The 21,798-nt window shown below is 56.8% G+C and carries 21 protein-coding genes and 1 pseudogene; 8 read left to right on the plus strand and 14 right to left on the minus strand.

Features of this window, described 5'->3' with window-relative positions; translation table 11 throughout:
- Position 1 precedes the first annotated feature (1 nt).
- Positions 2–934 carry an ADP-glyceromanno-heptose 6-epimerase gene (gene rfaD, locus ACMGGH_RS06045; RefSeq protein WP_041911658.1) on the minus strand — a complete coding sequence of 311 codons (933 nt, stop codon included), beginning with the start codon at positions 932–934 and terminating at the stop codon, positions 2–4.
- A 215-nt stretch (positions 935–1,149) separates the two neighbouring features.
- On the opposite strand from rfaD, the gene kbl reads away from it, so the two are divergent.
- Both kbl and tdh read left to right on the plus strand, forming a co-directional pair.
- Positions 1,150–2,346 (plus strand): glycine C-acetyltransferase, encoded by a 1,197-nt coding sequence (gene kbl / locus ACMGGH_RS06050; RefSeq protein ID WP_028015032.1) that lies wholly within the window; start codon positions 1,150–1,152, stop codon positions 2,344–2,346.
- 9 nt (positions 2,347–2,355) lie between these two features.
- Entirely contained in the window at positions 2,356–3,384 is a 1,029-nt protein-coding gene (gene tdh / locus ACMGGH_RS06055; RefSeq protein ID WP_006812404.1) for an L-threonine 3-dehydrogenase, read from the plus strand.
- Between the two features lie 26 nt (positions 3,385–3,410).
- Here tdh and ACMGGH_RS06060 read toward each other — a convergent pair whose 3' ends face one another.
- Both ACMGGH_RS06060 and ACMGGH_RS06065 read right to left on the minus strand, forming a co-directional pair.
- Entirely contained in the window at positions 3,411–4,325 is a 915-nt protein-coding gene (locus ACMGGH_RS06060) for a hypothetical protein (protein WP_045260055.1), read from the minus strand.
- Positions 4,326–4,340: 15 nt separating this feature from the next.
- Positions 4,341–5,546, minus strand: a complete 1,206-nt coding sequence (locus tag ACMGGH_RS06065) for a glycosyltransferase (protein WP_232949112.1) — start codon at positions 5,544–5,546, stop codon at positions 4,341–4,343.
- A 207-nt stretch (positions 5,547–5,753) separates the two neighbouring features.
- Here ACMGGH_RS06065 and ACMGGH_RS06070 point away from each other — a divergent pair, with 207 nt between their 5' ends.
- Entirely contained in the window at positions 5,754–6,554 is an 801-nt protein-coding gene (locus ACMGGH_RS06070) for a glycosyltransferase family 2 protein (protein ID WP_232949111.1), read from the plus strand.
- Between the two features lie 3 nt (positions 6,555–6,557).
- Here the strand turns inward: ACMGGH_RS06070 and ACMGGH_RS06075 are convergent, their stop codons facing one another.
- From ACMGGH_RS06075 to gpmM, 3 genes are read right to left on the minus strand one after another with little or no spacing between them, the layout of a single operon-like run.
- Positions 6,558–7,490 carry a divergent polysaccharide deacetylase family protein gene (locus ACMGGH_RS06075; RefSeq protein ID WP_074147980.1) on the minus strand — a complete coding sequence of 311 codons (933 nt, stop codon included), beginning with the start codon at positions 7,488–7,490 and terminating at the stop codon, positions 6,558–6,560.
- Positions 7,491–7,493: 3 nt separating this feature from the next.
- Entirely contained in the window at positions 7,494–8,753 is a 1,260-nt protein-coding gene (gene envC, locus ACMGGH_RS06080) for a murein hydrolase activator EnvC (protein ID WP_231940812.1), read from the minus strand.
- Between the two features lie 33 nt (positions 8,754–8,786).
- The gene (gpmM, locus tag ACMGGH_RS06085; protein WP_188245829.1) at positions 8,787–10,331 is read right to left on the minus strand and encodes a 2,3-bisphosphoglycerate-independent phosphoglycerate mutase; all 1,545 of its coding nucleotides are present in this window, start codon (positions 10,329–10,331) and stop codon (positions 8,787–8,789) included.
- Between the two features lie 246 nt (positions 10,332–10,577).
- Here gpmM and ACMGGH_RS06090 point away from each other — a divergent pair, with 246 nt between their 5' ends.
- From ACMGGH_RS06090 to cysE, 5 genes are all read left to right on the plus strand, one after another.
- Complete coding sequence (locus ACMGGH_RS06090; RefSeq protein ID WP_014882007.1) at positions 10,578–11,009, plus strand: rhodanese-like domain-containing protein; 432 nt, start codon at positions 10,578–10,580, stop codon at positions 11,007–11,009.
- A gap of 11 nt (positions 11,010–11,020) precedes the next feature.
- The gene (grxC, locus tag ACMGGH_RS06095; RefSeq protein ID WP_028015037.1) at positions 11,021–11,272 is read left to right on the plus strand and encodes a glutaredoxin 3; all 252 of its coding nucleotides are present in this window, start codon (positions 11,021–11,023) and stop codon (positions 11,270–11,272) included.
- 32 nt (positions 11,273–11,304) lie between these two features.
- Positions 11,305–11,772 carry a protein-export chaperone SecB gene (gene secB / locus ACMGGH_RS06100; RefSeq protein ID WP_003860835.1) on the plus strand — a complete coding sequence of 156 codons (468 nt, stop codon included), beginning with the start codon at positions 11,305–11,307 and terminating at the stop codon, positions 11,770–11,772.
- Positions 11,772–12,791 carry an NAD(P)H-dependent glycerol-3-phosphate dehydrogenase gene (gene gpsA / locus ACMGGH_RS06105; protein WP_045630251.1) on the plus strand — a complete coding sequence of 340 codons (1,020 nt, stop codon included), beginning with the start codon at positions 11,772–11,774 and terminating at the stop codon, positions 12,789–12,791. The genes secB and gpsA overlap by 1 nt, the downstream gene beginning before the upstream one ends.
- 75 nt (positions 12,792–12,866) lie before the next feature.
- On the plus strand, positions 12,867–13,688 hold the full coding sequence (gene cysE, locus ACMGGH_RS06110) for a serine O-acetyltransferase (RefSeq protein WP_008502718.1): 822 nt from the start codon (positions 12,867–12,869) through the stop codon (positions 13,686–13,688).
- Here cysE and trmL read toward each other — a convergent pair.
- The 8 genes and pseudogenes from trmL to mtlD all read right to left on the minus strand — a co-directional run bounded on the left by trmL (position 13,685) and on the right by mtlD (position 21,760).
- Complete coding sequence (gene trmL / locus ACMGGH_RS06115; RefSeq protein ID WP_028015039.1) at positions 13,685–14,158, minus strand: tRNA (uridine(34)/cytosine(34)/5-carboxymethylaminomethyluridine(34)-2'-O)-methyltransferase TrmL; 474 nt, start codon at positions 14,156–14,158, stop codon at positions 13,685–13,687. The genes cysE and trmL overlap by 4 nt on opposite strands.
- A gap of 45 nt (positions 14,159–14,203) precedes the next feature.
- A pseudogene (locus ACMGGH_RS06120) lies at positions 14,204–15,543 on the minus strand (MFS transporter).
- 180 nt (positions 15,544–15,723) lie between these two features.
- On the minus strand, positions 15,724–16,911 hold the full coding sequence (gene lldD / locus ACMGGH_RS06125; protein WP_193066838.1) for a quinone-dependent L-lactate dehydrogenase: 1,188 nt from the start codon (positions 16,909–16,911) through the stop codon (positions 15,724–15,726).
- On the minus strand, positions 16,908–17,681 hold the full coding sequence (gene lldR, locus ACMGGH_RS06130; protein WP_045260049.1) for a transcriptional regulator LldR: 774 nt from the start codon (positions 17,679–17,681) through the stop codon (positions 16,908–16,910). Before lldR ends, lldD begins: the two co-directional genes overlap by 4 nt.
- A complete protein-coding gene (gene lldP / locus ACMGGH_RS06135) occupies positions 17,678–19,333 on the minus strand; it encodes an L-lactate permease (RefSeq protein ID WP_045260048.1) in 1,656 nt (551 codons plus the stop codon). The genes lldR and lldP overlap by 4 nt, the downstream gene beginning before the upstream one ends.
- Positions 19,334–19,604: 271 nt before the next feature.
- The gene (locus tag ACMGGH_RS06140; protein ID WP_015572767.1) at positions 19,605–19,967 is read right to left on the minus strand and encodes a YibL family ribosome-associated protein; all 363 of its coding nucleotides are present in this window, start codon (positions 19,965–19,967) and stop codon (positions 19,605–19,607) included.
- A gap of 57 nt (positions 19,968–20,024) precedes the next feature.
- Positions 20,025–20,615 (minus strand): mannitol operon repressor MtlR, encoded by a 591-nt coding sequence (gene mtlR / locus ACMGGH_RS06145; RefSeq protein ID WP_028015045.1) that lies wholly within the window; start codon positions 20,613–20,615, stop codon positions 20,025–20,027.
- Positions 20,612–21,760, minus strand: coding sequence for a mannitol-1-phosphate 5-dehydrogenase (mtlD, locus tag ACMGGH_RS06150; RefSeq protein WP_232949109.1), 1,149 nt, complete (start codon positions 21,758–21,760; stop codon positions 20,612–20,614). The genes mtlR and mtlD overlap by 4 nt, the downstream gene beginning before the upstream one ends.
- Between the last annotated feature and the right edge of the window lie 38 nt (positions 21,761–21,798).

Raw genomic sequence — 21,798 nt, forward strand, 5'->3', positions numbered from 1 at the left:
CTTACGCGTCGCGGTTCAGCCAGGCCATATATTCCGTTACGCCTTCGGCAACGGTCTTGAACGGCTTGTCATAACCCGCTGCGCGCAGGTTGGTCAGGTCGGCCTGCGTGAACGCCTGGTAGCGGCCTTTCAGCTTATCCGGGAACGGAATGTACTCGATGCTGCCTTTCTTATGGTATGCCAGCGTTGCGTCAGCCACCGCCTGGAAGGATTCCGCGCGGCCCGTGCCCAGGTTGAAAATGCCGGAGACGCCGTTTTCCAGGAACCACAGGTTTACGGCTGCAACGTCGCCTACGTAGACGAAGTCACGCTTGAAGCCGTCGCTGCCTTCGAACAGTTTCGGGCTTTCACCGTTATTCAGCTGGGTGTTCAGGTGGAACGCTACGCTCGCCATGCTGCCCTTGTGCCCTTCGCGCGGCCCGTAAACGTTGAAGTAGCGGAAGCCGACAATCTGCGAGTTCGCTTCCGGCAGGATCTGACGTACGTACTCGTCAAACAGGAACTTGGAGTAGCCGTAGACGTTCAGCGGCTGCTCGTATTCGCGGGATTCGATAAAGTCCGAGGTGCGCCCGCCGTAGGTTGCCGCGGAAGAGGCATACAGGAACGGAATTTCACGCTCCAGGCAGTAGTGCAGGATCTCTTTAGAGTACTGATAGTTGTTATCCATCATGTACTTGCCGTCCCACTCGGTGGTGGAAGAGCACGCACCTTCGTGGAAGATGGCTTCGATCTCGCCGAACTCTTCACCCGCCATAATCTGGATAAGGAAGTCTTCTTTATCCATGTAGTCAGCGATGTTCAGATCCACCAGGTTAACGAACTTGGTGCCGTCTTTCAGGTTGTCCACCACCAGAATGTCGGTGATGCCCTTATCATTGAGAGCCTTGATAATGTTGCTGCCGATAAAGCCCGCGCCGCCGGTAACGATGATCATAACTGTAACCTTTGAAGTGTTGAGCCCGGGGACAATCCCGGACGCTAATATTCATATCATATCATCACAATGCCCGGTCTTCAGCCATTCACCGATATGCAGCAGGGGTACACGTGATTTATGCTGCAAAAACGAGAAGAGATACGGCGTCATCTCGTCATGAACTATAGGTTTGGGTAATATGTGCCAAAATTTGCCGAGTCTGGAGAATTGCAATGCGTGGTGATTTTTACAAACAGTTAAACAGCGACCTCGACACCGCACGTGCGGAAGGGTTGTTCAAAGAAGAGCGTATTATCACGTCTGCCCAGCAGGCGGACATCACCGTTGCCGACGGCAGCCATGTGATCAACTTTTGCGCGAACAACTACTTAGGTCTTGCGAATCACCCTGAGCTGATTGCCGCCGCGAAAAATGGCATGGATACCCACGGCTTCGGCATGGCCTCCGTGCGCTTCATCTGCGGCACCCAGGATAGCCACAAGCAGCTTGAGCAAAAGCTGGCAAACTTTCTCGGAATGGAAGACGCGATTCTGTACTCCTCCTGCTTCGACGCCAACGGCGGTCTGTTTGAAACCTTGCTCGGCGCAGAAGATGCGATTATCTCCGACGCCCTGAACCACGCCTCCATCATCGACGGTGTTCGCCTGTGTAAAGCGAAGCGTTTCCGCTACGCCAACAACGACATGGTTGAGCTGGAAGCGCGGCTCAAAGAGGCACGCGACGCGGGTGCCCGCCATGTACTGATCGCGACCGACGGCGTGTTCTCCATGGACGGCGTGATCGCCAACCTGAAAGGCGTGTGCGACCTGGCGGATAAATACGACGCGCTGGTGATGGTCGATGACTCCCACGCGGTCGGTTTTGTCGGCGAAAACGGCCGCGGCTCCCACGAATACTGTGACGTGATGGGCCGCGTGGACATCATCACCGGTACGCTGGGCAAAGCGCTCGGCGGCGCGTCCGGCGGTTATACCGCTGCGCGTAAAGAGGTGGTTGAGTGGCTGCGTCAGCGCTCCCGCCCGTACCTGTTCTCCAACTCCCTGGCGCCAGCCATTGTGGCCGCCTCCATCAAAGTGCTGGAGATGGTGGAGTCCGGCGCCGAGCTGCGCGACCGACTGTGGGCAAACGCCCGTCTGTTCCGCGAAAAAATGAGCGCCGCAGGGTTCACCCTGGCCGGCGCTGACCACGCGATCATTCCGGTGATGCTGGGCGACGCAGTTGTGGCGCAGCAGTTTGCCCGTGAGCTGCAGAAAGAAGGGATTTACGTCACCGGGTTCTTCTTCCCGGTGGTACCAAAAGGTCAGGCGCGTATCCGCACCCAGATGTCTGCGGCGCATTCGCCTGAACAAATTGAGCGTGCGGTGGAAGCCTTTACCCGCATCGGCAAACAGCTGGGCGTAATTGCCTGAGGACGTGTGATGAAAGCGTTATCCAAACTGAAAGCGGAAGAAGGGATTTGGATGACCGACGTGCCGGAGCCGGAAGTCGGTCATAACGATCTGCTGATCAAAATTCGTAAAACCGCCATCTGCGGTACTGACGTTCACATCTACAACTGGGATCAGTGGTCGCAAAAAACCATTCCTGTCCCAATGGTTGTCGGTCACGAATATGTTGGTGAAGTGGTCGGCATCGGCCAGGAAGTCAAAGGCTTTAGCATTGGCGATCGCGTCTCTGGTGAAGGCCATATTACCTGCGGTCACTGCCGTAACTGTCGCGGTGGCCGTACGCACCTGTGCCGCAACACCGTCGGCGTGGGCGTAAACCGTCCGGGCTGCTTCGCGGAATACCTGGTGATCCCGGCGTTTAACGCCTTCAAAATCCCGGACAATATCTCTGACGATCTGGCCTCCATCTTCGACCCGTTCGGCAATGCGGTACACACCGCGCTCTCCTTCGACCTGGTCGGTGAAGACGTGCTGGTTTCCGGCGCCGGCCCAATCGGCATTATGGCGGCAGCCGTGGCGAAGCACGTGGGTGCGCGCAACGTGGTGATCACCGACGTGAATGAATACCGCCTGTCGCTGGCGCGCAAAATGGGCGTCACCCGCGCGGTGGATGTCTCGAAAGAGAGCCTGACCGACGTGATGGAAGAGTTGGGTATGACCGAAGGCTTTGACGTGGGTCTGGAGATGTCCGGCGCGCCACCGGCGTTCCGCACCATGCTGGATACCATGAACCACGGTGGCCGTATCGCGATGCTGGGCATTCCGCCGTCAGATATGTCCATCGACTGGAATAAAGTCATCTTCAAAGGGCTGTTCATCAAAGGCATCTATGGCCGCGAGATGTTCGAAACCTGGTACAAGATGGCAGCGCTGATCCAGTCCGGCCTTGATCTGTCCCCGATTATCACTCACCGTTTCTCCATCGATGAGTTCCAGCAGGGCTTCGACGCGATGCGTTCCGGCCAGTCAGGGAAAGTGATCCTGAGCTGGGATAAGTAAACAAAAAGGGGCCTCAGGCCCCTATTTTACTGATTCTTTTTCTCTTCGTCCGTCAGGTAGCGCACCTTGCGGGTATAGTCCTGCCCTTTGAACAGCAATTTGTTATCCGGCGATTCCAGATATTTCTGCCATTCGGAAAGCGGGAAACCCCCGTGCGCGCCAATCACCTCTTTCGGCACAACGGCTTCCTGTCCGCCGATCTTCTTGGATACCGGCCAGTTCATCCAGTCGCCCAGGTTAACCGTTTTAACATCCAGCATGTCCAGCAGCGCAGCGAGCGGCAGCTGATCGGTCGGCGGCTGGGTATCGTCCATCAGCTCCCAGGTATCCTGGAACAGCGTCAGCCACAGCGGGCAGATGCGACGCCAGGTCTTTTTGGTTGCGGCAAGAAACGCGCCGTTAACGTGATCGACCAGATACGGGCGCACCGTTTCTTTGTAATATGCCGGCACTTTTTCTGCGGGGGCGCCGTCCAGCTTGGCGATCATTTTGCCCTGACGGAAGCTGGAGTAGATGTGCATATCGGCCATGTTGATCTGGGGCATCTTCAGCAGGTTGAGATCGGAGTCGATCATCAATACGCCTTCTCCGCGCGCCTGAAGCGGAGCGTTAAGCTTCACCAGACGGCTGAGGTAGATTTGCTTATAGCGGTACCCCTCTTCACGTTTTGGCAGCGTGAGGGTCACAACGCGGGTTTTTGGCGGCAGTTCGCCGAAAGCGGATTCAGGCTGATCGCTGACGATAACAATCTCGCTGACGTCGGTGGCGTAACGCTCTGCAAAGGTCGCTGATAATAACGCCTCTTCGACAAAATCCGCGCCCGTACAAGGGATCACGATGGAATCAACCGCAACGAGATCGCGCGTGACCGGAAGGGAAGCGTACGGAATGTTATGACGCCCGGTAATGTGGCGGTAGCGAGCATTCAGGAATTTAAACATGTTCTTCTCGTTTGGTTATTGCGCGCCAAGAACGGCCTCGACACCGTTAACATAGCTTTCAATGGCATACACGTTGCAGACATTCTGGTGCGCGGCTGCGGCGAGCCGGGCGCGCAGAGCAGGATCCTGCCAGATATTATCCAGATGTTGAGCAAGTTGCGACACATCGCTCCACGGGAACAGCAGCCCGGTCGACTCATGGTCGATCAATTCTGCCGTGCCGGTTACCTTTGAGCCAATCACCGGGATGTTCAGCAGCATTGCCTCCAGCACGACGCGGGGCAAACCTTCGCTCTTCGAAGCCAGAATAAACGCGTCAAAGGTGGCGAGATAGTCAAAAGGCGTGTTCTGGAAACCGGTAAAAATGACGTGCTCAGCAATCCCCAGCGCGTCAGCCTGCGCCGTCAGCGCGCCGCGTTCAGCCCCTTCACCGACCAGCACCATCTTCCATTTTGCCTGCGGATGCTTCTGGCTGAACTGGGCCAGCGCCTCCAGAGTATGGTGGTTGGACTTGCGAGGGATAAGCGACCCAATGCTGCCGAACACAAAGGTGTCGTCATCGATGTTCAGACGCTGGCGCATGGCGCGTCGGTCGGGCAAAGGCTGGTGGATGTCGATGGCGTTGTTGACCGTGGTACACAGCTCGGGCCGGACTCCATGCTGAAGAAGCACGCGTTCAACGCCGTGCGAGACGGCGATGATTTTTGTGGCGTGGGCATTCACCAGCTTCACCAGCGGCGGGGTCAATACAGGTTCAATGCGACAGTGCTGAATCAACCGCGCCTGCAGTTTCGCTGCCGCGAGATAGCCTTCCTCATTTGAGCCGGGTTGGTTATTCATATAGAGCGTATCGAAACCGCCCTGCGTGAAAAGCGTCTCGATTTTGCTGACGTTAGGCCTGATTCGCCACAGGATATCCACGTAACGAGTCAATGCCTTACGGGCGCCGCGTGAGAAAAACAGCAGGCTACGTCCCGCTTCCTTCAGTAATTTGGCCCAGAGCGGCTGCTGACGCTGAGGGATCACGATGAGCGGGATCCCGACGCTGTTGAGCACCTGACCAATCGTCTCACCTTCAGCGCGGCTATAATCACTGTAAAAACAACACGTAATATCGAATTTATCGCGATTGATCCGCTTCAGGAGCTCAAGCATACTGTTGGTGCCTCCCCCCCATTCTTTACCCGTATCCAGGAGGAGAATTTTACTTTTGTGCGGCATGTCTGAATCCGTGTGCTACCCTTCATCTGACTGCATTATAAAGAATCTGTTGAAATAAAATAGATTTTTCTCTATTTTATTGCGCTTCAGAATTAGACAAAACGTCATACGTGCTTATTTGAAAAGTGTGATTCAGGACTTTAATCATCTCTACTCATTTATATAGTATTAATCATATTCATTTATGCTGCTGTTGAGAGTGGAAACATGTTTAAAATAACGATCTGCTTATTAACGTTTAATTCTGAAAGATTATTGCACGATGTTATTCCGCCTCTTTTAAAAATAGCGGATGAGATCGTCGTTGTAGATTCAGGCAGTACGGACAAAACACGTTTTATTTGTGAGAGCTATGGACTGCTCTCTGTCTATAAAAAATTTGGCTGGCATGGCGAGCAGATGAATCATGCCATATCCTTAGCCAGCAATGACTGGGTCCTGTGCATCGACAGTGATGAAATTCTTGACCAGGAAACAGTTGATGCTATTTCAGCGTTAAAAGCAGGTGATGAGCCTGACCCCGGAACGGCATGGCGAATATGCCGCCACTGGTTTGTTCTGGGTAAAGAAGTCCGGACGATCTATCCTGTTTCATCCCCTGATTACCCTGTACGTCTTTTTAACCGTAAACAGTCCCGATTTAATAACAGACCGGTAGACGATCAGGTGGAAGGTTTTCTCCGTTGTGAATGTATTCCGGGCTATGTAAAACATGATACGTTTCCCACTCTGCATGAGCTTTTTAACAAATTAAATTGTTATACAACCCGTCTGGTACAATATCATAAAATACGCCCCTCTATCGGGCGCGGTATCATCAGTGCCATCGGGGCTTTTTTTAAATGGTATTTGTTTAGCGGCGCCTGGCGTCAGGGTAAAGTGGGGGTGGCGACAGGACTGTATGCCACAGCCTACAGCTTTTTGAAGTATTTCAAATCCTGGTATTTGCATCAGGAGAAAAAAGAGCCCGTTGCGAATGAGCAGACGGGCTCTCAGATTGCGAAATAAGCGTCAGGCTTTCTTGCCCCATCCCTGCCACTGCTGCTGGACGTATTTCACCAGCGTACTGTTACTGATGCTGTCTCCGATGACAGAGAAGACGCGGGTCGCGTAGACCGGTTCTAGCGGCTGCTTCGGTACACAGCGCTTCACGCCGCGGAACGGGTTACGCGGTGCCGTCGGGACGGGCTGCGCAGAATTCGGCGTAGAGGTATCCACCTGCGGCTCGTTCAGCAGATCGCTCGGGCGTACCAGGGTGATATCGGCGGGTAAGGTCGGCAGCATTTGCTGCAAAACGCGAACGGTAGACGGATGCGGGTGCCCGATGGCAATCGCCGAACCGTTACGGCGCGCCAGCTGTACCGCGCGGTTGAACTGCACGCGGATATCCGCTTCGTTCTGGGAGTCGTCCAGGAAGACTTTACGCTTAATGACCTTCACACCCGTACCCTGAGCGGCACGCATCGCCTGGCTGTTGCCAATGGTCATGCTGTCGAGGAAATAGAGATTGTAACGCTCCAGCGCCTGCATCACCTTCAGCATACCGTACAGGCTGGAGGTCATCGCGCTACCCATATGGTTGTTCAGACCCACGGCATACGGCACCTTGTTGTAGGCGTCGCGGATGATGCGTTCGATCTCATCGCTGCTCATATCCGGGCGCAGGGTGTCTTTTTCCAGCGGCTGCTTGCTGAGCGGTGCCATCGGAAGATGGATGAGGACCTGGTGGCCGCTATTGTGCGCTTTGGTCGCCATTTCATGCGCGTGAGGCGCATTCGGCAGGACGGCGACGGAGATGGCTGACGGCATCGCCAGCACCTGATTTTCATAGTGTGGTCGATAACCGAAGTCATCAATCACGATGGCGAGTTTACCTGCATATACCGGTGCAGCCAGCGCCAGTGCGCTGACGACGGAGAGAACCATTCGACGAAATTGAAGCAAAACTTATCTTCCCAACCACGGCTGTGGATTGACCGCCTGACCCTGACGACGAATTTCGAAATAGAGTGACGGGCGGCCCTGACCGCCACTGCTGCCCACAAGGGCGATGGGTTGGCCGGCGCGCACCTGGGTGCCGACGCTGACCAGCGCGCTCTGGTTGTAGCCGTAAAGACTCATGTCGCCTTTACCATGCTCGACCACCACCACCAGCCCGTAACCCTGCAGCCAGTCGGCCAGGATCACGCGGCCATCGGCGATGGCTTTCACTTCGCTACCTTCAGACGCACCGATAACGATCCCTTTCCAACGTAGCTCACCCTGCAGCTGTTCGCCATAGCGATGCAGAATAGTGCCGCGAACGGGCCAGTAGGCCTGACCGCGCGGGGAACCCAGACCGCCGGTACGCGACATCAGGGAGCGTTCGCTTTCGCTTGGCTTGTAGGTGGTCCCTTTGCGGGAGGCTTCCTGCTGCTTGTCGCGAACCGCCTGCGCCTCGCGGGCCTCTTTTTCGGCGCGCGCCTTCGCTGCGGCTTCCGCACGGGCAATGCTGTTACGCAGTTTTGATTCGTTGGCGCGCATTTCGCTCAGCTGGCTCTGTCCTGCCTGAATGGAGGACTCAAGACCCGACAGCGTTTTCTTGCGTTCGTTACGGGCCTGCTCAAGTTTCGCCTGCTGCGCTTTTTGTTCGTAGAGCAACGTCTGCTGCTGGCTCTGCTTCTCTTCCAGCTCCGCTTTTTGGGTGGAAACCTCTTCACGCGTCTGCTTCAGCTGTGCAATGGTCTCCTGACGCGCCTGGTTCAGATAGCCGAAATAGGCCTGCAGACGCTGGCCGCGCTGGCTCTCTTCACCGCTGAGGATCAGCTGGAGTCCGGTATGCTCACCCTGGCGGAATGCGGCATCCAACTGTGCTGCGAGGTTGCGCTCCTGCGCATCACGCTGGCGCTCCAGTTTGGCAATCGACGCATTCATCTCGTCGATCTGTTTGTTCAACTGGGTGAGGGTGTTTTGCGTTTCACGGAGTTTACGTGCGGCAGCGGAGATGGCCTCTTCCTGCTGCTTAAGCTGGGCGAGCAGGGTGGCGCGCTGCTGTTGCTGCTGGCGTACCGCACGCTCTTTGGCGGCGATATCGGCCTGAATGGATTTCAGCTGGTCGCGGTCATCCGCGTGGGCGGATGCGGCGCACAGCAATACGCCAGCGCTGAGTGCGCTGGCGCAAAGCAGAGGTCTGACTGATAGCCTAAGCGGCTTCACGACCCATGTGATTGAAAAAATCGCCTTTCCCCTCATGGGGAGCGATTATTCCACGATGAACAGCGGCTTACCAGTCATCTCTTCAGGGATCGGCATACCCATCAGCGACAACATGGTTGGCGCGATGTCGGAAAGCTTACCGCCTTCTACTGCTTTCACTGATTTATCACCCACATAAATCAGCGGAACAGGCAGGTTGGTATGGGCGGTGTGCGCCTGACCGGTTGCCGGGTCACGCATCTGCTCGGCGTTACCGTGATCGGCGGTGATCAGCAGCTGGCCGCCAACGGACTCAACCGCTTTCGCAACCTGCTCAACGCAGTGGTCCAGCGCTTCAACCGCCTTCACTGCCGCTTCCATTACGCCGGTATGGCCGACCATGTCGCCGTTCGGGTAGTTACAGATGATGGTGTCGTACTTGCCGCTTTCGATGGCCGCGACCAGTTTTTCAGTCAATTCCGCAGAGCTCATCTCTGGCTGCAGATCGTAAGTCGCGACTTTCGGCGAGTTGATCAGAATGCGCTCTTCGCCTTTGAACGGCTCTTCAACGCCGCCGTTAAAGAAGAAGGTCACGTGCGCGTATTTTTCCGTTTCGGAAATACGCAGCTGCGTTTTGTCGTTCTTCGCCATCCACTCACCGAAGGTGTTAGCCAGCGAGGCTGGTGGGTAAGCGCAAGGGGCGTTGATATCTGCCGCGTATTCGGTCAGCTGGATGAAGTCGATGTTCACCACTTTCTTACGGGCAAAACCGTCGAAGTCGCTGTTGACAAACGCACGGGTGATTTCGCGCGCGCGGTCAGCGCGGAAGTTCATAAAGATCAGCGCGTCGCCATCTTCCATTGCGGCATCGGCCTGGCCTTCGGCGCGAATCACGGACGCTTTCACGAATTCGTCGTTTTCATCACGCGCGTAAGCGGCTTCAAGTGCTTCAACCGCAGTCGGGAAATGGAATTCCCCTTTTGCCAGAGTCATCAGGTCATAGGCCTGTTCAACGCGATCCCAGCGGTTGTCGCGGTCCATAGCGTAGTAACGGCCAATGATGGAGGCCACGCGGCCTTTGCCCAGCGCAGCGAATTTGTCTTCGAAAGCTTTCAGGGACCCTTCTGCGCTGCGCGGTGGCGTGTCGCGACCGTCCAGGAAGGCGTGCAGGTAGATTTTTTCCGCACCGCGTTCAGCGGCCAGTTCAACCATCGCCATGATGTGATCTTCGTGGCTGTGCACGCCGCCTGCGGAGAGCAGACCCATGATGTGTACCGCTTTACCTGCCGCAACGGCTTTATCAACCGCACCGCAGAGAACCGGGTTAGCGAAGAAGGTGCGTTCTTTGATTTCGACGTCCAGACGGGTCAGATCCTGATACACGATACGACCCGCGCCGAGGTTAACGTGGCCAACTTCGGAGTTGCCCATCTGGCGATCCGGCAGGCCCACTTCCAGACCGGATGCGTCAATCAGGGTATGCGGACGTTTTGCCCACAGTGCATCCATGACCGGGGTTTTTGCGTTGAAAATAGCGTTATCCTGGCTATCTTCACGGTAGCCATAGCCATCCAGAATCACCAGTACCATAGGTTTTTTAGAAACCGACATTGCAACAACCTCATGCTCAAGAGTCAAAATTTGCGTAATTTTACTACAGCTGAATCGATCAAATAGCCGCAGAAGATCAAAGAAAACGCGGGGGCAAGATGCTGACCGGACCATTTTGAGGCATTTTTTTAGGTGGCATGCCGCAGAAAATGGATTAGGTTATGGTCGCTGGCTGTATTTGCCAGAACGCACAGGTATACTCCTGTCCTGGTTTTTTTATCACTTAGTCGGGAGTAGTTACCCTCCATGCAAGAAATTATGCAATTCGTTAGCCGCCATCCGGTACTGAGCATCGCGTGGATTGGCCTGCTGGCTGCTGTGCTGTTCACCACATTTAAGAGCCTGACGTCTAAGATTAAGGTTATCACCCGTGGTGAAGCGACGCGTCTGATTAACAAAGAAGATGCCGTCGTTGTCGATCTGCGTCAGCGTGACGATTTCCGTAAAGGTCACATTGCCGGCGCAATCAACCTGTTGCCAGCTGAAATCAAAGCCAACAACGTTGGTGAGCTTGAGAAACACAAAGCCCAGCCCATTATCGTTGTGGATGCGACCGGTATGCAGGCGCAGGAATCTGCCAGCGCGCTTTACAAAGCGGGCTTCGAAAACGTAACGGTACTGAAAGAAGGGATTTCCGGCTGGAGCGGGGAAAATCTTCCTTTGGTTCGCGGTAAATAAGGAGTTCAGTCATGGCCAATATTGAGATCTACACCAAAGCGACGTGCCCGTTCTGCCACCGTGCGAAAGCGCTGCTGAGCAGCAAAGGCGTCACGTTCCAGGAACTGCCAATCGACGGTGACGCGATCAAACGCGAAGAGATGATCCAACGTAGTGGTCGTACGACGGTTCCGCAGATTTTTATTGATGCGCAGCACATTGGCGGCTGTGATGACTTGTATGCGCTCGACGCCCGTGGTGGACTCGATCCGCTGCTGAGCTAAGAGACTTTAGGACAATTAAAAAGGGTATTTCCATGTCAGAACAAAACAACACCGAAATGACTTTCCAGATCCAGCGTATCTACACCAAGGATGTCTCTTTCGAAGCGCCAAATGCGCCGCATGTTTTCCAGAAAGACTGGCAGCCAGAGGTTAAACTTGATCTGGATACCGCATCTACCCAGCTGGCGGATGACGTGTATGAAGTCGTACTGCGTGTGACCGTGACCGCCTCTCTGGGCGAAGAAACTGCATTCCTGTGCGAAGTACAGCAGGGCGGTATCTTCTCCATCGGCGGCATCGAAGGCAACCAGATGGCGCATTGCCTGGGTGCATACTGCCCGAACATCCTGTTCCCGTATGCCCGTGAATGCATCACCAGCTTGGTTTCTCGCGGTACATTCCCGCAACTGAACCTTGCGCCAGTGAACTTTGATGCGCTGTTCATGAACTATCTGCAGCAGCAGGCTGGCGAAGGTGCCGAACAACATCAGGATGCCTGATGAGCACTGTTAATGCGTCAATGACTGTGATCGGTGCCGGCTCATACGGCACCGCTCTTGCCATCACGCTGGCAAGAAATGGTCACGACGTGGTCCTGTGGGGCCACGATCCAAAACATATCGCCACGCTGCAGCGCGACCGTTGCAATGTGGCGTTTCTTCCGGACGTTCCGTTCCCTGACACCCTGCACCTGGAAAGCGATCTTGCAACCGCGCTGGCGGCCAGCCGCAACATTTTGATTGTGGTACCAAGCCATGTCTTTGGCGACGTGCTGAATCAGATCAAGCCGCTGATGCGCCCGGATGCGCGTATCGTCTGGGCGACCAAAGGGCTGGAAGCGGAAACCGGACGTCTGCTGCAGGACGTTGCCCGCGAAGCGCTGGGGGATGAGATCCCGCTGGCGGTCATCTCCGGGCCGACCTTTGCCAAAGAGCTGGCTGCGGGCCTGCCGACGGCGATCTCGCTGGCATCCACCGATCAGGCTTTCTCCGACGATCTCCAGCAATTGCTGCACTGCGGCAAGAGCTTCCGCGTCTACAGCAACCCCGATTTTATCGGCGTGCAGTTGGGTGGCGCGGTGAAGAACGTGATTGCCATCGGGGCCGGGATGTCTGACGGTATTGGCTTTGGCGCCAACGCGCGTACGGCGTTGATTACCCGCGGCTTAACCGAGATGTCCCGTCTGGGCGAAGCGCTGGGTGCCGATCCGGCCACCTTTATGGGGATGGCGGGTCTGGGGGATCTGGTGCTGACCTGTACCGATAACCAGTCTCGTAACCGCCGCTTTGGCATGATGCTCGGACAGGGCAGCGATGTAAAAAGCGCGCAAGAGAAGATTGGACAGGTGGTGGAAGGCTACCGCAATACCAAAGAAGTCCGCGAATTGGCGCACCGGTTTGGTGTCGAAATGCCAATAACCGAGGAAATTTATCAGGTATTGTATTGCGGAAAAAATGCGCGCGAGGCAGCATTGACCTTATTAGGTCGTGCGCGCAAGGACGAGCGCAGCAGCAATTAGCCGGGAAGTATCGTCACCTGAATGACCCAGCCAGCGCAGAACTGGCTGGTCATTAACTATCGTCTGGAGTAAGCAATGCCGTGTGAAGAACTGGATATCGTCTGGAATAACATTAAAGCCGAAGCCCGGGCGCTGGCCGACTGTGAGCCTATGCTGGCCAGTTTCTATCACGCGACGCTACTCAAGCACGAAAACCTCGGCAGCGCCCTGAGCTATATGCTCGCCAATAAGCTGGCTTCCTCCATCATGCCTGCTATCGCCATTCGTGAGGTAGTGGAAGAGGCCTACGCCGCCGACCCGGAAATGATCGCCTCTGCCGCCTGCGACATTCAGGCCGTGCGCACCCGTGACCCGGCGGTCGATAAATACTCCACGCCGCTGCTGTACCTGAAAGGCTTCCACGCGCTGCAGGCGTACCGCATTGGCCACTGGCTGTGGAATGAAGGCCGCCGCGCGCTGGCGATCTTCCTGCAAAACCAGGTTTCCGTGACGTTTCAGGTTGATATTCACCCGGCGGCGAAGATTGGCCGCGGGATCATGCTCGACCACGCCACCGGGATCGTTGTCGGGGAAACGGCGGTGATTGAAGACGATGTGTCGATCCTGCAATCCGTTACCCTGGGCGGTACCGGGAAAACCAGCGGCGATCGCCACCCGAAAATTCGTGAAGGGGTGATGATTGGCGCGGGGGCTAAAATCCTCGGCAATATCGAAGTCGGGCGCGGCGCGAAGATTGGCGCGGGGTCGGTTGTGCTCCAGCCCGTGCCACCGCACACCACCGCCGCTGGCGTACCGGCGCGCATCGTTGGTAAGCCAGACAGCGATAAGCCGTCGATGGATATGGATCAGCACTTCAACGGCATTCACCATACCTTCGAGTATGGTGACGGCATTTAACTTCTGAGAATGGCGCCCGGGTAACCCAGCTGGCGCCAGGCCTCATACACCACCACCGACACCGCGTTCGACAGGTTCATGCTGCGGCTGTCCGGCATCATCGGAATACGGATTTTCTGCTCAGCGGGCAGGGCATCCAGGATCGTGGCCGGCAGGCCGCGGGTTTCCGGGCCAAACATCAGATAGTCACCCTCCTGATAGCTCACGGCGCTGTGCGCTGGCGTGCCTTTGGTGGTCAGGGCGAACATGCGCTGCGGCTTCTCTGCTTCCAGAAACGCGGCGTAATCGTGATGGCGAACCACGGCGGTAAATTCATGGTAATCCAGCCCTGCGCGGCGCAGGCGTTTGTCGTCCCACGTAAAGCCCATCGGCTCAATGATGTGCAGACGAAAACCGGTGTTGGCGCACAGGCGGATGATATTGCCGGTGTTCGGCGGAATTTCTGGTTCGAATAAAACGATGTTAAGCATGCTGCCCCCTTAATTGCGGGGGCAGAATAGCAGAAAAGAGAGGAACTACGCGACGCCGGGTTCCTGCGAGCGGCTGTACAGCATTTTGTAGACGGTTGCCGCCGCGGCCACCAGAGCGGGCACGCTGAGGATCATTAAAATACTGTCTGCCTGCCACTGCATGGAAAGAAGCTGGGCGCTGGTCATGGTTCCCGCCACGCCGCCAAAGCGACCGATGCCCTGCATCCAGGCGATACCCGTCGCGCGGCACTCGGTAGGGTAAAAGGTGGCGGCCAGGGTTTGCATGCCCGACTGCGCGCCGTTCATCGCGATCCCCATCAGGAAAATCAGCCCGCCAAACAGGGCGATATGGTTATACTCAAGGCCAAGCAAAAGAATCAGGCCCATCGTCAGCACAAAACCACCTGCGACCACCTTGTGCGCTTCCCAGCGGTCCATCATCCAGCCCGCGAGCAGAATGCCTGCGGTGCCGCCGAAGGTAAACAGCGAGGTGAGCCAGGCGGATTCCGCCAGGGCATAACCCATCCCCTGCATCAGCGTCGGCATCCAGCTAAGCAGGACGTAGTAAATCACCAGCCCCATAAAATAAGTCACCCACAGCATCAGGGTGCCGGGTAGCCAGGGCATGGAAAACAGCTGCCCCACGCTCCCTTTTTAGACGCGGCTTTCTCTTCCGCCAGGAAAAAGCCCGTAACGCTCTCCAGCGTACTGCGGCTGAACCGGCTGGCAATGCGGCGAACCTGCGCGACGTCTTTCCCGCGCTGCACCAGAAACTTCACCGATTCCGGCAGCAGCAGCGCCAGCAGCACGGTTAAAATCAGCGGCGCAATCGCGCCGGTCAACAGCACGCTTCGCCAACCGTGGTGGGGAATAAGCCAGGAAGAGATCGCGCCGCCGCCCGCAGCGCCCAGAGGGAAGCCGCAGTACATGGTATTAATCGCCATGGCGCGGCAGCGCTGGGGGGCGAACTCTGAGATCAGCGTGATGGCGTTTGGCATGGCGGCGCCGAGCCCGAGACCCGTCAGAAAGCGCCACAGCGTCAGGGTATTCAGGCTTTGCGCCCAGGCCGTCCCCAGGCTCGCCAGGCCGAAGAACAGGCACGAAAAGACCAGCACGCGCTTGCGTCCCATCCGGTCCGATACCGGACCTGCAATAAGGGCTCCCAGCGACAGCCCCAGAAGCGCCGCACTCAGCACCGGCCCCAAATCCTGTTTGTGTATTCTCCACTCCGCCGACAGCGTAGGCGCGATGTAGCCCATCGCTGCCGTATCAAAACCATCGATCGCCAGAACCAGAAAGCCCAGCACGATAAGAAGCCAGTGAAACCCTGAAAAAGGACTCTCGTCGATCACCTGCTGAATATCCACCTTACCTGAATAGGTCATACGCTCCCCTCCGATGTGATGTTGTTTTTGTGTTCTTGTATTTGCTTGTCTATACAATTGCGAACGGGAGGGATGTGTCAAATTTTCTTATCCAGAATGTTACGCAGGTGTTATTTTCAACAAAAAAAGCGCCCGAGGGGGAAATCGGACGCATGGGAAAGGTGGGGTAACGGGAGAGGATCAGGCCGCGTCGCCATGTGACAGCGGAGCCAGCGCCGCCGGCAGTTTACTCAGCTCCTGCACCAGCGAATCCTTGCTGATTTCACTGATCGACTTCGCGCCGGTCAGGGTCATCGCCACCTTCATCTCTTTCTCGATCAGGTTTAGCAGATTTGCCACGCCCGCCTGACCGGCCGTCGCCAGGGCGTAAAGATATGCGCGGCCCAGCAGCACGCTGTCGGCACCCAGGGCAATCATGCGCACCACGTCCAGCCCGTTGCGAATGCCGCTGTCGGCCAGGATCGCAATATCCCCTTTCACCGCATCGGCAATGGCCGGCAGGGCGCGGGCGGAAGAGAGCACGCCGTCGAGCTGGCGTCCGCCGTGGTTAGAGACCACGATCCCATCGGCGCCAAAACGCACCGCGTCGCGGGCATCTTCCGGGTCGAGGATCCCTTTGATCACCATCGGGCCATCCCAGAATTCGCGGATCCACTCCAGGTCTTTCCACGAGATCGACGGATCGAAGTTGTTCGCCAGCCAGCCGATATAGTCCTCCAGTCCGGTCGGTTTGCCAAGGTAGGCCGAGATATTCCCCAGATCGTGCGGACGGCCGTTCAGACCCACATCCCACGCCCACTGTGGATGCGTTACCGCCTGCCAGTAGCGGCGCAGGGCGGCATTCGGGCCGCTCATGCCGGAGTGCGCATCGCGGTAGCGCGCGCCGGGCGTGGGCATATCGACTGTAAAGACCAGCGTGGAGCAGCCCGCCGCTTTAGCGCGCTCCAGCGCGTTACGCATAAAGCCGCGATCGCGCAGGACGTACAGCTGGAACCACATCGGCCGCTTGATGGTCGGGGCGACCTCTTCAATCGGACAGACCGAGACGGTAGAGAGGGTAAACGGAATGCCTTTAGCATCTGCCGCGGCGGCGGCCTGCACTTCACCGCGACGGGCGTACATGCCGCATAAGCCGACAGGTGCGAGCGCCACCGGCATGGAGAGCGTTTCGTTAAACAGCTTCGTCTCAAGGCTCAGGTCAGACATATTCTTCAGCACGCGCTGGCGCAGGGCCACTTCTGACAGATCCTCCACGTTGCGGCGCAGGGTATATTCGGCATACGCCCCACCGTCGATGTAATGGAACAGGAACGGCGGTAAAATGCGCTGCGCCGCGGCGCGGTAGTCACTGGCTGCTGAAATAATCATGCTTTGTTCTCCCTGGAAATATCACTGTCGCCAGGCAGACGGGTAATACGCGCCTGTCGGGCCTGGTCTTCATCAAATCGTTTAATGGTGGTGTGCACGAAGCCGAGATGCGCCATCATCGCCTTGCGCGCGGCTTCGGCATCGCCGGCCAGAATGGCGTTGAGCACAGCCTCGTGCTGTTCGGTCAGCTGGGCAAAGACCGGCGGGACCAGATACATGCGCTGGCGGCTCTGCTTCACGGAGGATTGCAGCAGGTCGAAGAACCCGCGCATGGTCTGGAGCAGCACCACGTTGTGCGACGCCTCGGCGATTGCCAGATGGAAACGCACGTCCGCCTGGGAGGCGATGTCCGGGTCGCTGCTTAGCGTGGCTTCGAAGCAGGCTTTGAGCTTCTCTTTGTCGGCTTCGGTTGCCCGCATCGCTGCGTGCCATGCGGTACTGGTTTCGATGGCGTGACGCGCTTCAAGAATGTCGAAGCTGTAGTCCGGGTCGTTTTCCAACAACGTCTTCAGCGGCTGCACGATGTTTTGCTCGGACCAGTCATCATGCTGCCAGCGCACAAAGGTGCCGCCGCCGCGACGGCTCACCAGTACGCCTTCGCTGACCAGCGTCGCCAGCGCCTCGCGCAATGAGTTACGCGATACGCCAAGCCGGGCGGCAAGCTGGCGCTCGGCGGGCAATTTCATGCCCGCTTCCAGCTGTTGTTCTTCAATCAGCGCCCGCACGCGAGAGGCAATCTCGTCGGACAGGCGTCTGGGCATCACTATCATGGGATCATCCAGGTTAAGACATAGGCCTGCAGGGTGGTGATCACCCCGACCATGCAGGTGAATATCAGGCTGTGTTTCACGGTAAAGCGGAACAGGTCCGACTCTTTGCCCACCAGTCCCACCGCCGCACATGCAATGGCGATGGACTGCGGGGAGATCATTTTGCCGGTCACGCCGCCGGTGGTGTTCGCGGCCACCAGCAGCACGTCCGACACGCCAATCTGCTGCGCAGCCGTCGCCTGCAGGGCGGCAAACAGGGCGTTAGACGAGGTATCTGAACCCGTCAGGAACACCCCCAGCCAGCCGAGGAACGGCGAGAAGAAGGTGAACGCGTGTCCGGTGTGGGCCAGCGCTAACGCCAGCGTCGACGACAGGCCGGAGTAGTTCGAGATAAACGCGAACGCCAGCACCATGCCGATGGAGTAGATCGGCAGCATCAGCTCTTTAATCGTGGCCGCAAAAGTCTGCACAGCGGCGGCAGGCTTCATGCGCAGCCACACCACGGAAAGAATAGCGGCAAACAGGATGGCGGTCCCGGTGGCGGAGAACCAGTCAAACTTAAACACTGCCGCATACGGGGTGGCGTCGTGCACGACCGGCGGCATACGGGCAACCATCTTGTCGAGGAACGGTACGGAGACGTTAATCACCATGTCGTACAGCGCGCCGCCCGGGGCGAACAGGGCCTTAAACGGCGGTATGCTCCACAGAGTGACCGTTGCGGTCAGGAACAGGAACGGCGACCAGGCGCGGACGATCTGTCCTGCGGTATAGCCCGTGCGGGCGAGGGTCTGATCCACGTGCGACGCGCCCATGTCGGCAAAGCGGAAGATGCGCACCGGCTGCCAGCGTTTCAGGAACAGCGTCAGGCAGACCAGCGACACCAGGGAAGAGATAATGTCCGGCAGTTCCGGGCCGAGGAAGTTTGAGCTGAGATACTGGGCAATCGCGAACGAACCGCCCGCCACCATCACCGCAGGCCAGGTCTCCTTCACGCCGCGCCAGCCGTCCATAATCGCCATGATCCAGAACAGCACGATAATGGTCAGGAACGGCAGCTGGCGGCCCACCATCTGGCCGATCTCAAAGCTGTCCAGCCCGGTCACCTGGCCCGCGACCAGAATCGGAATCCCCATCGCGCCAAACGCCACCGGTGCGGTGTTCACAATCAGGCACAGGCCAGCGGCGTACAGCGGGTTAAAGCCCAACCCGACCAGCAGCGCGGCGGTGATCGCCACTGGTGCGCCGAATCCTGCCGCGCCTTCAAGGAACGCCCCGAAGGAGAAGCCGACAATCAGCATCTGCAGGCGCTGGTCCGGGGTGATGGAGAGAATCGACGAACGAATGATGTCGAACTGCCCGGTCTTTACCGAGATTTTATAGACAAAGACCGCGGCGATGATGATCCACGCAATCGGCCACAGGCCGTAGAAGAAACCGTAGACAACGGAGGCCAGCGCGCGGTCGACCGGCATTTTGTAGAAGAACAGCGCCACCAACAGGGCGATGGCAACGGTGTACGTCGCGGCGAGGTAGCCCTTCAGCTTGAGCTTAATCAGCGCAAAGAAGAAGAACAGGATCGGTAGCGATGCGATCAGGCTCGACAGCCAGATATTGCCGGCCGGATCGTAGTTTTGTTGCCAGAGGCTCATGCAGGTCTCCTGGGGACCAGACAGCCTGTGCTGTGGGCGAGTCTCCGCTCAACTCTGCGTCACAAACTGTGTAAAAGTGGTCCTGCCAATATTGTGTTGTAGGGTTAATGACAATGAATGGTTAACCAGATGTTATGGAGTGGCAATGGTTTTGTGAGCGCAAATAATGAAATTGTGAACCGGGGGAGGATTGATTGCGCTATTGGTTGGACCAATTCACGCGAAGGGGAAAAGAACAGGCCGGGTAAGCGCAGCGCCACCCGGCATGAAATCAGAATGCGGTCTTACAAAAACCCGTCATCTCTTTCAGGCCCATTTCGCGGCCAAGCTCGGTCATCGGGTGCACCACCACCAGACCACGGACGCTTTTCTTCAGCTTGCCCATGTCGGCCTGCTCTTTTTTGGTGATCGCGCGGCGGTGCGGCATGTTCATCAGCTTCTGCGCTTCTTTGCTCAGCTTCTGGCCTTTCACTTCGCGCAGGCGCTCGATTTCCGCTTCCAGCTTCACGGACTCTTTTTCCAGCTCGGCATATTTCTCGGCGGAATCAACCAGAGACAGGCCAGCCATCTGGTGACGGATCAGATCCAGACGGTCGCTCAGGCGTTTAATTTCGTTCTTTTCGACTTCTTTCATGACAATTGACTCTAAATCGGGGGAATTACAGGGAAGGATACACCAATGTGAACGGGCTTACTTCTGAAACGCTTTTTTTAAGCTGATTTTAGAAATCAGCTCAGTCAGGGAGAGGACCATCGTGGAACGGACAACCTGTTGATAGCGCAGCTTTTGCATCGCGTACAGTTCAGGGTCGCTGTTATCAAAATGGGGAGCAGGAGGCAGGGCGGTGACGCAGTGCAGCTCGCCGAACGGCCCCAGGATCTCATCATCGGTAAAAGTGTACTCATTACCATCATGATTGAGTTCTTCGCGCAGCGCCATTAACAGTTCAGCGTCTTCATACTCCTGGCGGTTGAGCACGCCAAGACCATAAATCAGCTTCAGACGCACCGACAGATCGCCCAGCGGTCCGTCTCCGTCCAGTAACGGTTCTACAGCGTACTTTACCGCGTAGTCGTCTTTGCGAAACACCTGAAGCACCAGGATATTCACCGCCTCGGTTAACAGCTCGACGGCGGCAATCAGGAAACTTCGTACGGTTTTGCCAGCATTCAGACGCTCAAGCACACGATTTTCAAAGGCCTGGGTTTGTTCCATTATTGCCTGCATATCTGACAATCTGTTATTCGGGCGCAGGCTTACCTGCGCCGGATTCTGCATCATTTGGTTGCGTTGTATGCGTTAACCGCCTCCGCAACCACGTCGCTGCTGGCGTCCAGACCGGAAATCTGCGCCAGCGCACCCTGCGCGCCTTTGTCATCAATCAGCTGAGCCAGCTCAATCGCCTGCGGGTCCTGCTCGCTGCGGTAGTGCATCGCGGCAGCAATTCCTTTCACCAGGTTGGCGTGCGGCAGACCGTATTCCAGCGTGCCCAGCAGCGGCTTAATCAGGCGGTCGCCCGCGCTCAGCTTACGCAGTGGCTGACGGCCCACGCGCTCAACGTCATCTTTCAGATACGGGTTTTCAAAACGACCGAGGATTTTCTGGATATATGCTGCGTGTTTATCAGCATCAAAACCGTAGCGTTTGATCAGCACCGCGCCGCTCTCTTCCATTGCCCCTTTCACCACCGCGCGGATCTGCTCATCGAGGATCGCGTCGCGAATGGTCTGATGACCGGCCAACTTTCCGAGGTACGCGGTTATAGCATGCCCGGTGTTCAGCGTGAAGAGTTTGCGTTCGACAAATGCCATCAGGTTATCAGTGAGTTCCATTCCCGGAATGGTCGGCAGCGCGCCCTTGAACTGAGTTTTATCGACGATCCACTCGCTGAAGGTTTCAACAGTGACTTCCAGCGGATCGTTGGTGGCGGATTCGGACGGCGGAACGATACGGTCTACAGCGGAATCCACAAACCCGACGTGCGCTTCAACCCAGGCTTTATCTTCCTCAGCCACGGCCGCCATAACGTGGCCTTTCAGCTGCGTGGTGCCGCGCACCATGTTTTCACAGGCGATGATGTTCAGCGGTGTTTCAATGCCCTGTGCTTTACGCTTCTTCAGGCCTTTCGCGACCGCAGGAGCAATACGTTCAAGCACTACCGGACCCACGGCGGTGGTCACCAGATCAACGCTGGCGATCAGGTCAATCACGTCGTCGCCGATGCTGCTGACCGCGTTGACGCCAGAGACGGTTTCAACCTGTTCCTTTTCACCCACCACATGAACCTGATAGCTATGACGGGCATTCAGGGCATCCAGAACCACCTGATTCACATCGGCGAATGTCAGGGTAATGCCCGCGTCTGCCAGCAGTTTACCGATAAAGCCACGACCGATATTACCTGCGCCAAAATGTAATGCTTTCATAGTGTTAACCTTCATCAATGTTTTTACCCGAGAGGGCT

It is taken from the genome of Enterobacter sp. BNK-16, assembly GCF_048684955.1.
In the GTDB taxonomy this organism is placed as follows: Bacteria; Pseudomonadota; Gammaproteobacteria; order Enterobacterales; family Enterobacteriaceae; genus Enterobacter; species Enterobacter bugandensis.

Coding starts and splice junctions, on each gene's coding strand:
- rfaD (WP_041911658.1), bottom strand. CDS start 934: ATGATCATCGTTACCGGCGGCGCGGGCTTTATCGGCAGCAACATTATC.
- cysE (WP_008502718.1), top strand. CDS start 12,867: ATGCCGTGTGAAGAACTGGATATCGTCTGGAATAACATTAAAGCCGAA.
- trmL (WP_028015039.1), bottom strand. CDS start 14,158: ATGCTTAACATCGTTTTATTCGAACCAGAAATTCCGCCGAACACCGGC.
- kbl (WP_028015032.1), top strand. CDS start 1,150: ATGCGTGGTGATTTTTACAAACAGTTAAACAGCGACCTCGACACCGCA.
- ACMGGH_RS06070 (WP_232949111.1), top strand. CDS start 5,754: ATGTTTAAAATAACGATCTGCTTATTAACGTTTAATTCTGAAAGATTA.
- ACMGGH_RS06090 (WP_014882007.1), top strand. CDS start 10,578: ATGCAAGAAATTATGCAATTCGTTAGCCGCCATCCGGTACTGAGCATC.
- mtlD (WP_232949109.1), bottom strand. CDS start 21,760: ATGAAAGCATTACATTTTGGCGCAGGTAATATCGGTCGTGGCTTTATC.
- ACMGGH_RS06140 (WP_015572767.1), bottom strand. CDS start 19,967: ATGAAAGAAGTCGAAAAGAACGAAATTAAACGCCTGAGCGACCGTCTG.
- tdh (WP_006812404.1), top strand. CDS start 2,356: ATGAAAGCGTTATCCAAACTGAAAGCGGAAGAAGGGATTTGGATGACC.
- lldD (WP_193066838.1), bottom strand. CDS start 16,911: ATGATTATTTCAGCAGCCAGTGACTACCGCGCCGCGGCGCAGCGCATT.
- ACMGGH_RS06065 (WP_232949112.1), bottom strand. CDS start 5,546: ATGCCGCACAAAAGTAAAATTCTCCTCCTGGATACGGGTAAAGAATGG.
- mtlR (WP_028015045.1), bottom strand. CDS start 20,615: ATGATGCAGAATCCGGCGCAGGTAAGCCTGCGCCCGAATAACAGATTG.
- gpmM (WP_188245829.1), bottom strand. CDS start 10,331: ATGTCGGTTTCTAAAAAACCTATGGTACTGGTGATTCTGGATGGCTAT.
- grxC (WP_028015037.1), top strand. CDS start 11,021: ATGGCCAATATTGAGATCTACACCAAAGCGACGTGCCCGTTCTGCCAC.
- gpsA (WP_045630251.1), top strand. CDS start 11,772: ATGAGCACTGTTAATGCGTCAATGACTGTGATCGGTGCCGGCTCATAC.
- lldP (WP_045260048.1), bottom strand. CDS start 19,333: ATGAGCCTCTGGCAACAAAACTACGATCCGGCCGGCAATATCTGGCTG.
- ACMGGH_RS06060 (WP_045260055.1), bottom strand. CDS start 4,325: ATGTTTAAATTCCTGAATGCTCGCTACCGCCACATTACCGGGCGTCAT.
- secB (WP_003860835.1), top strand. CDS start 11,305: ATGTCAGAACAAAACAACACCGAAATGACTTTCCAGATCCAGCGTATC.
- lldR (WP_045260049.1), bottom strand. CDS start 17,681: ATGATAGTGATGCCCAGACGCCTGTCCGACGAGATTGCCTCTCGCGTG.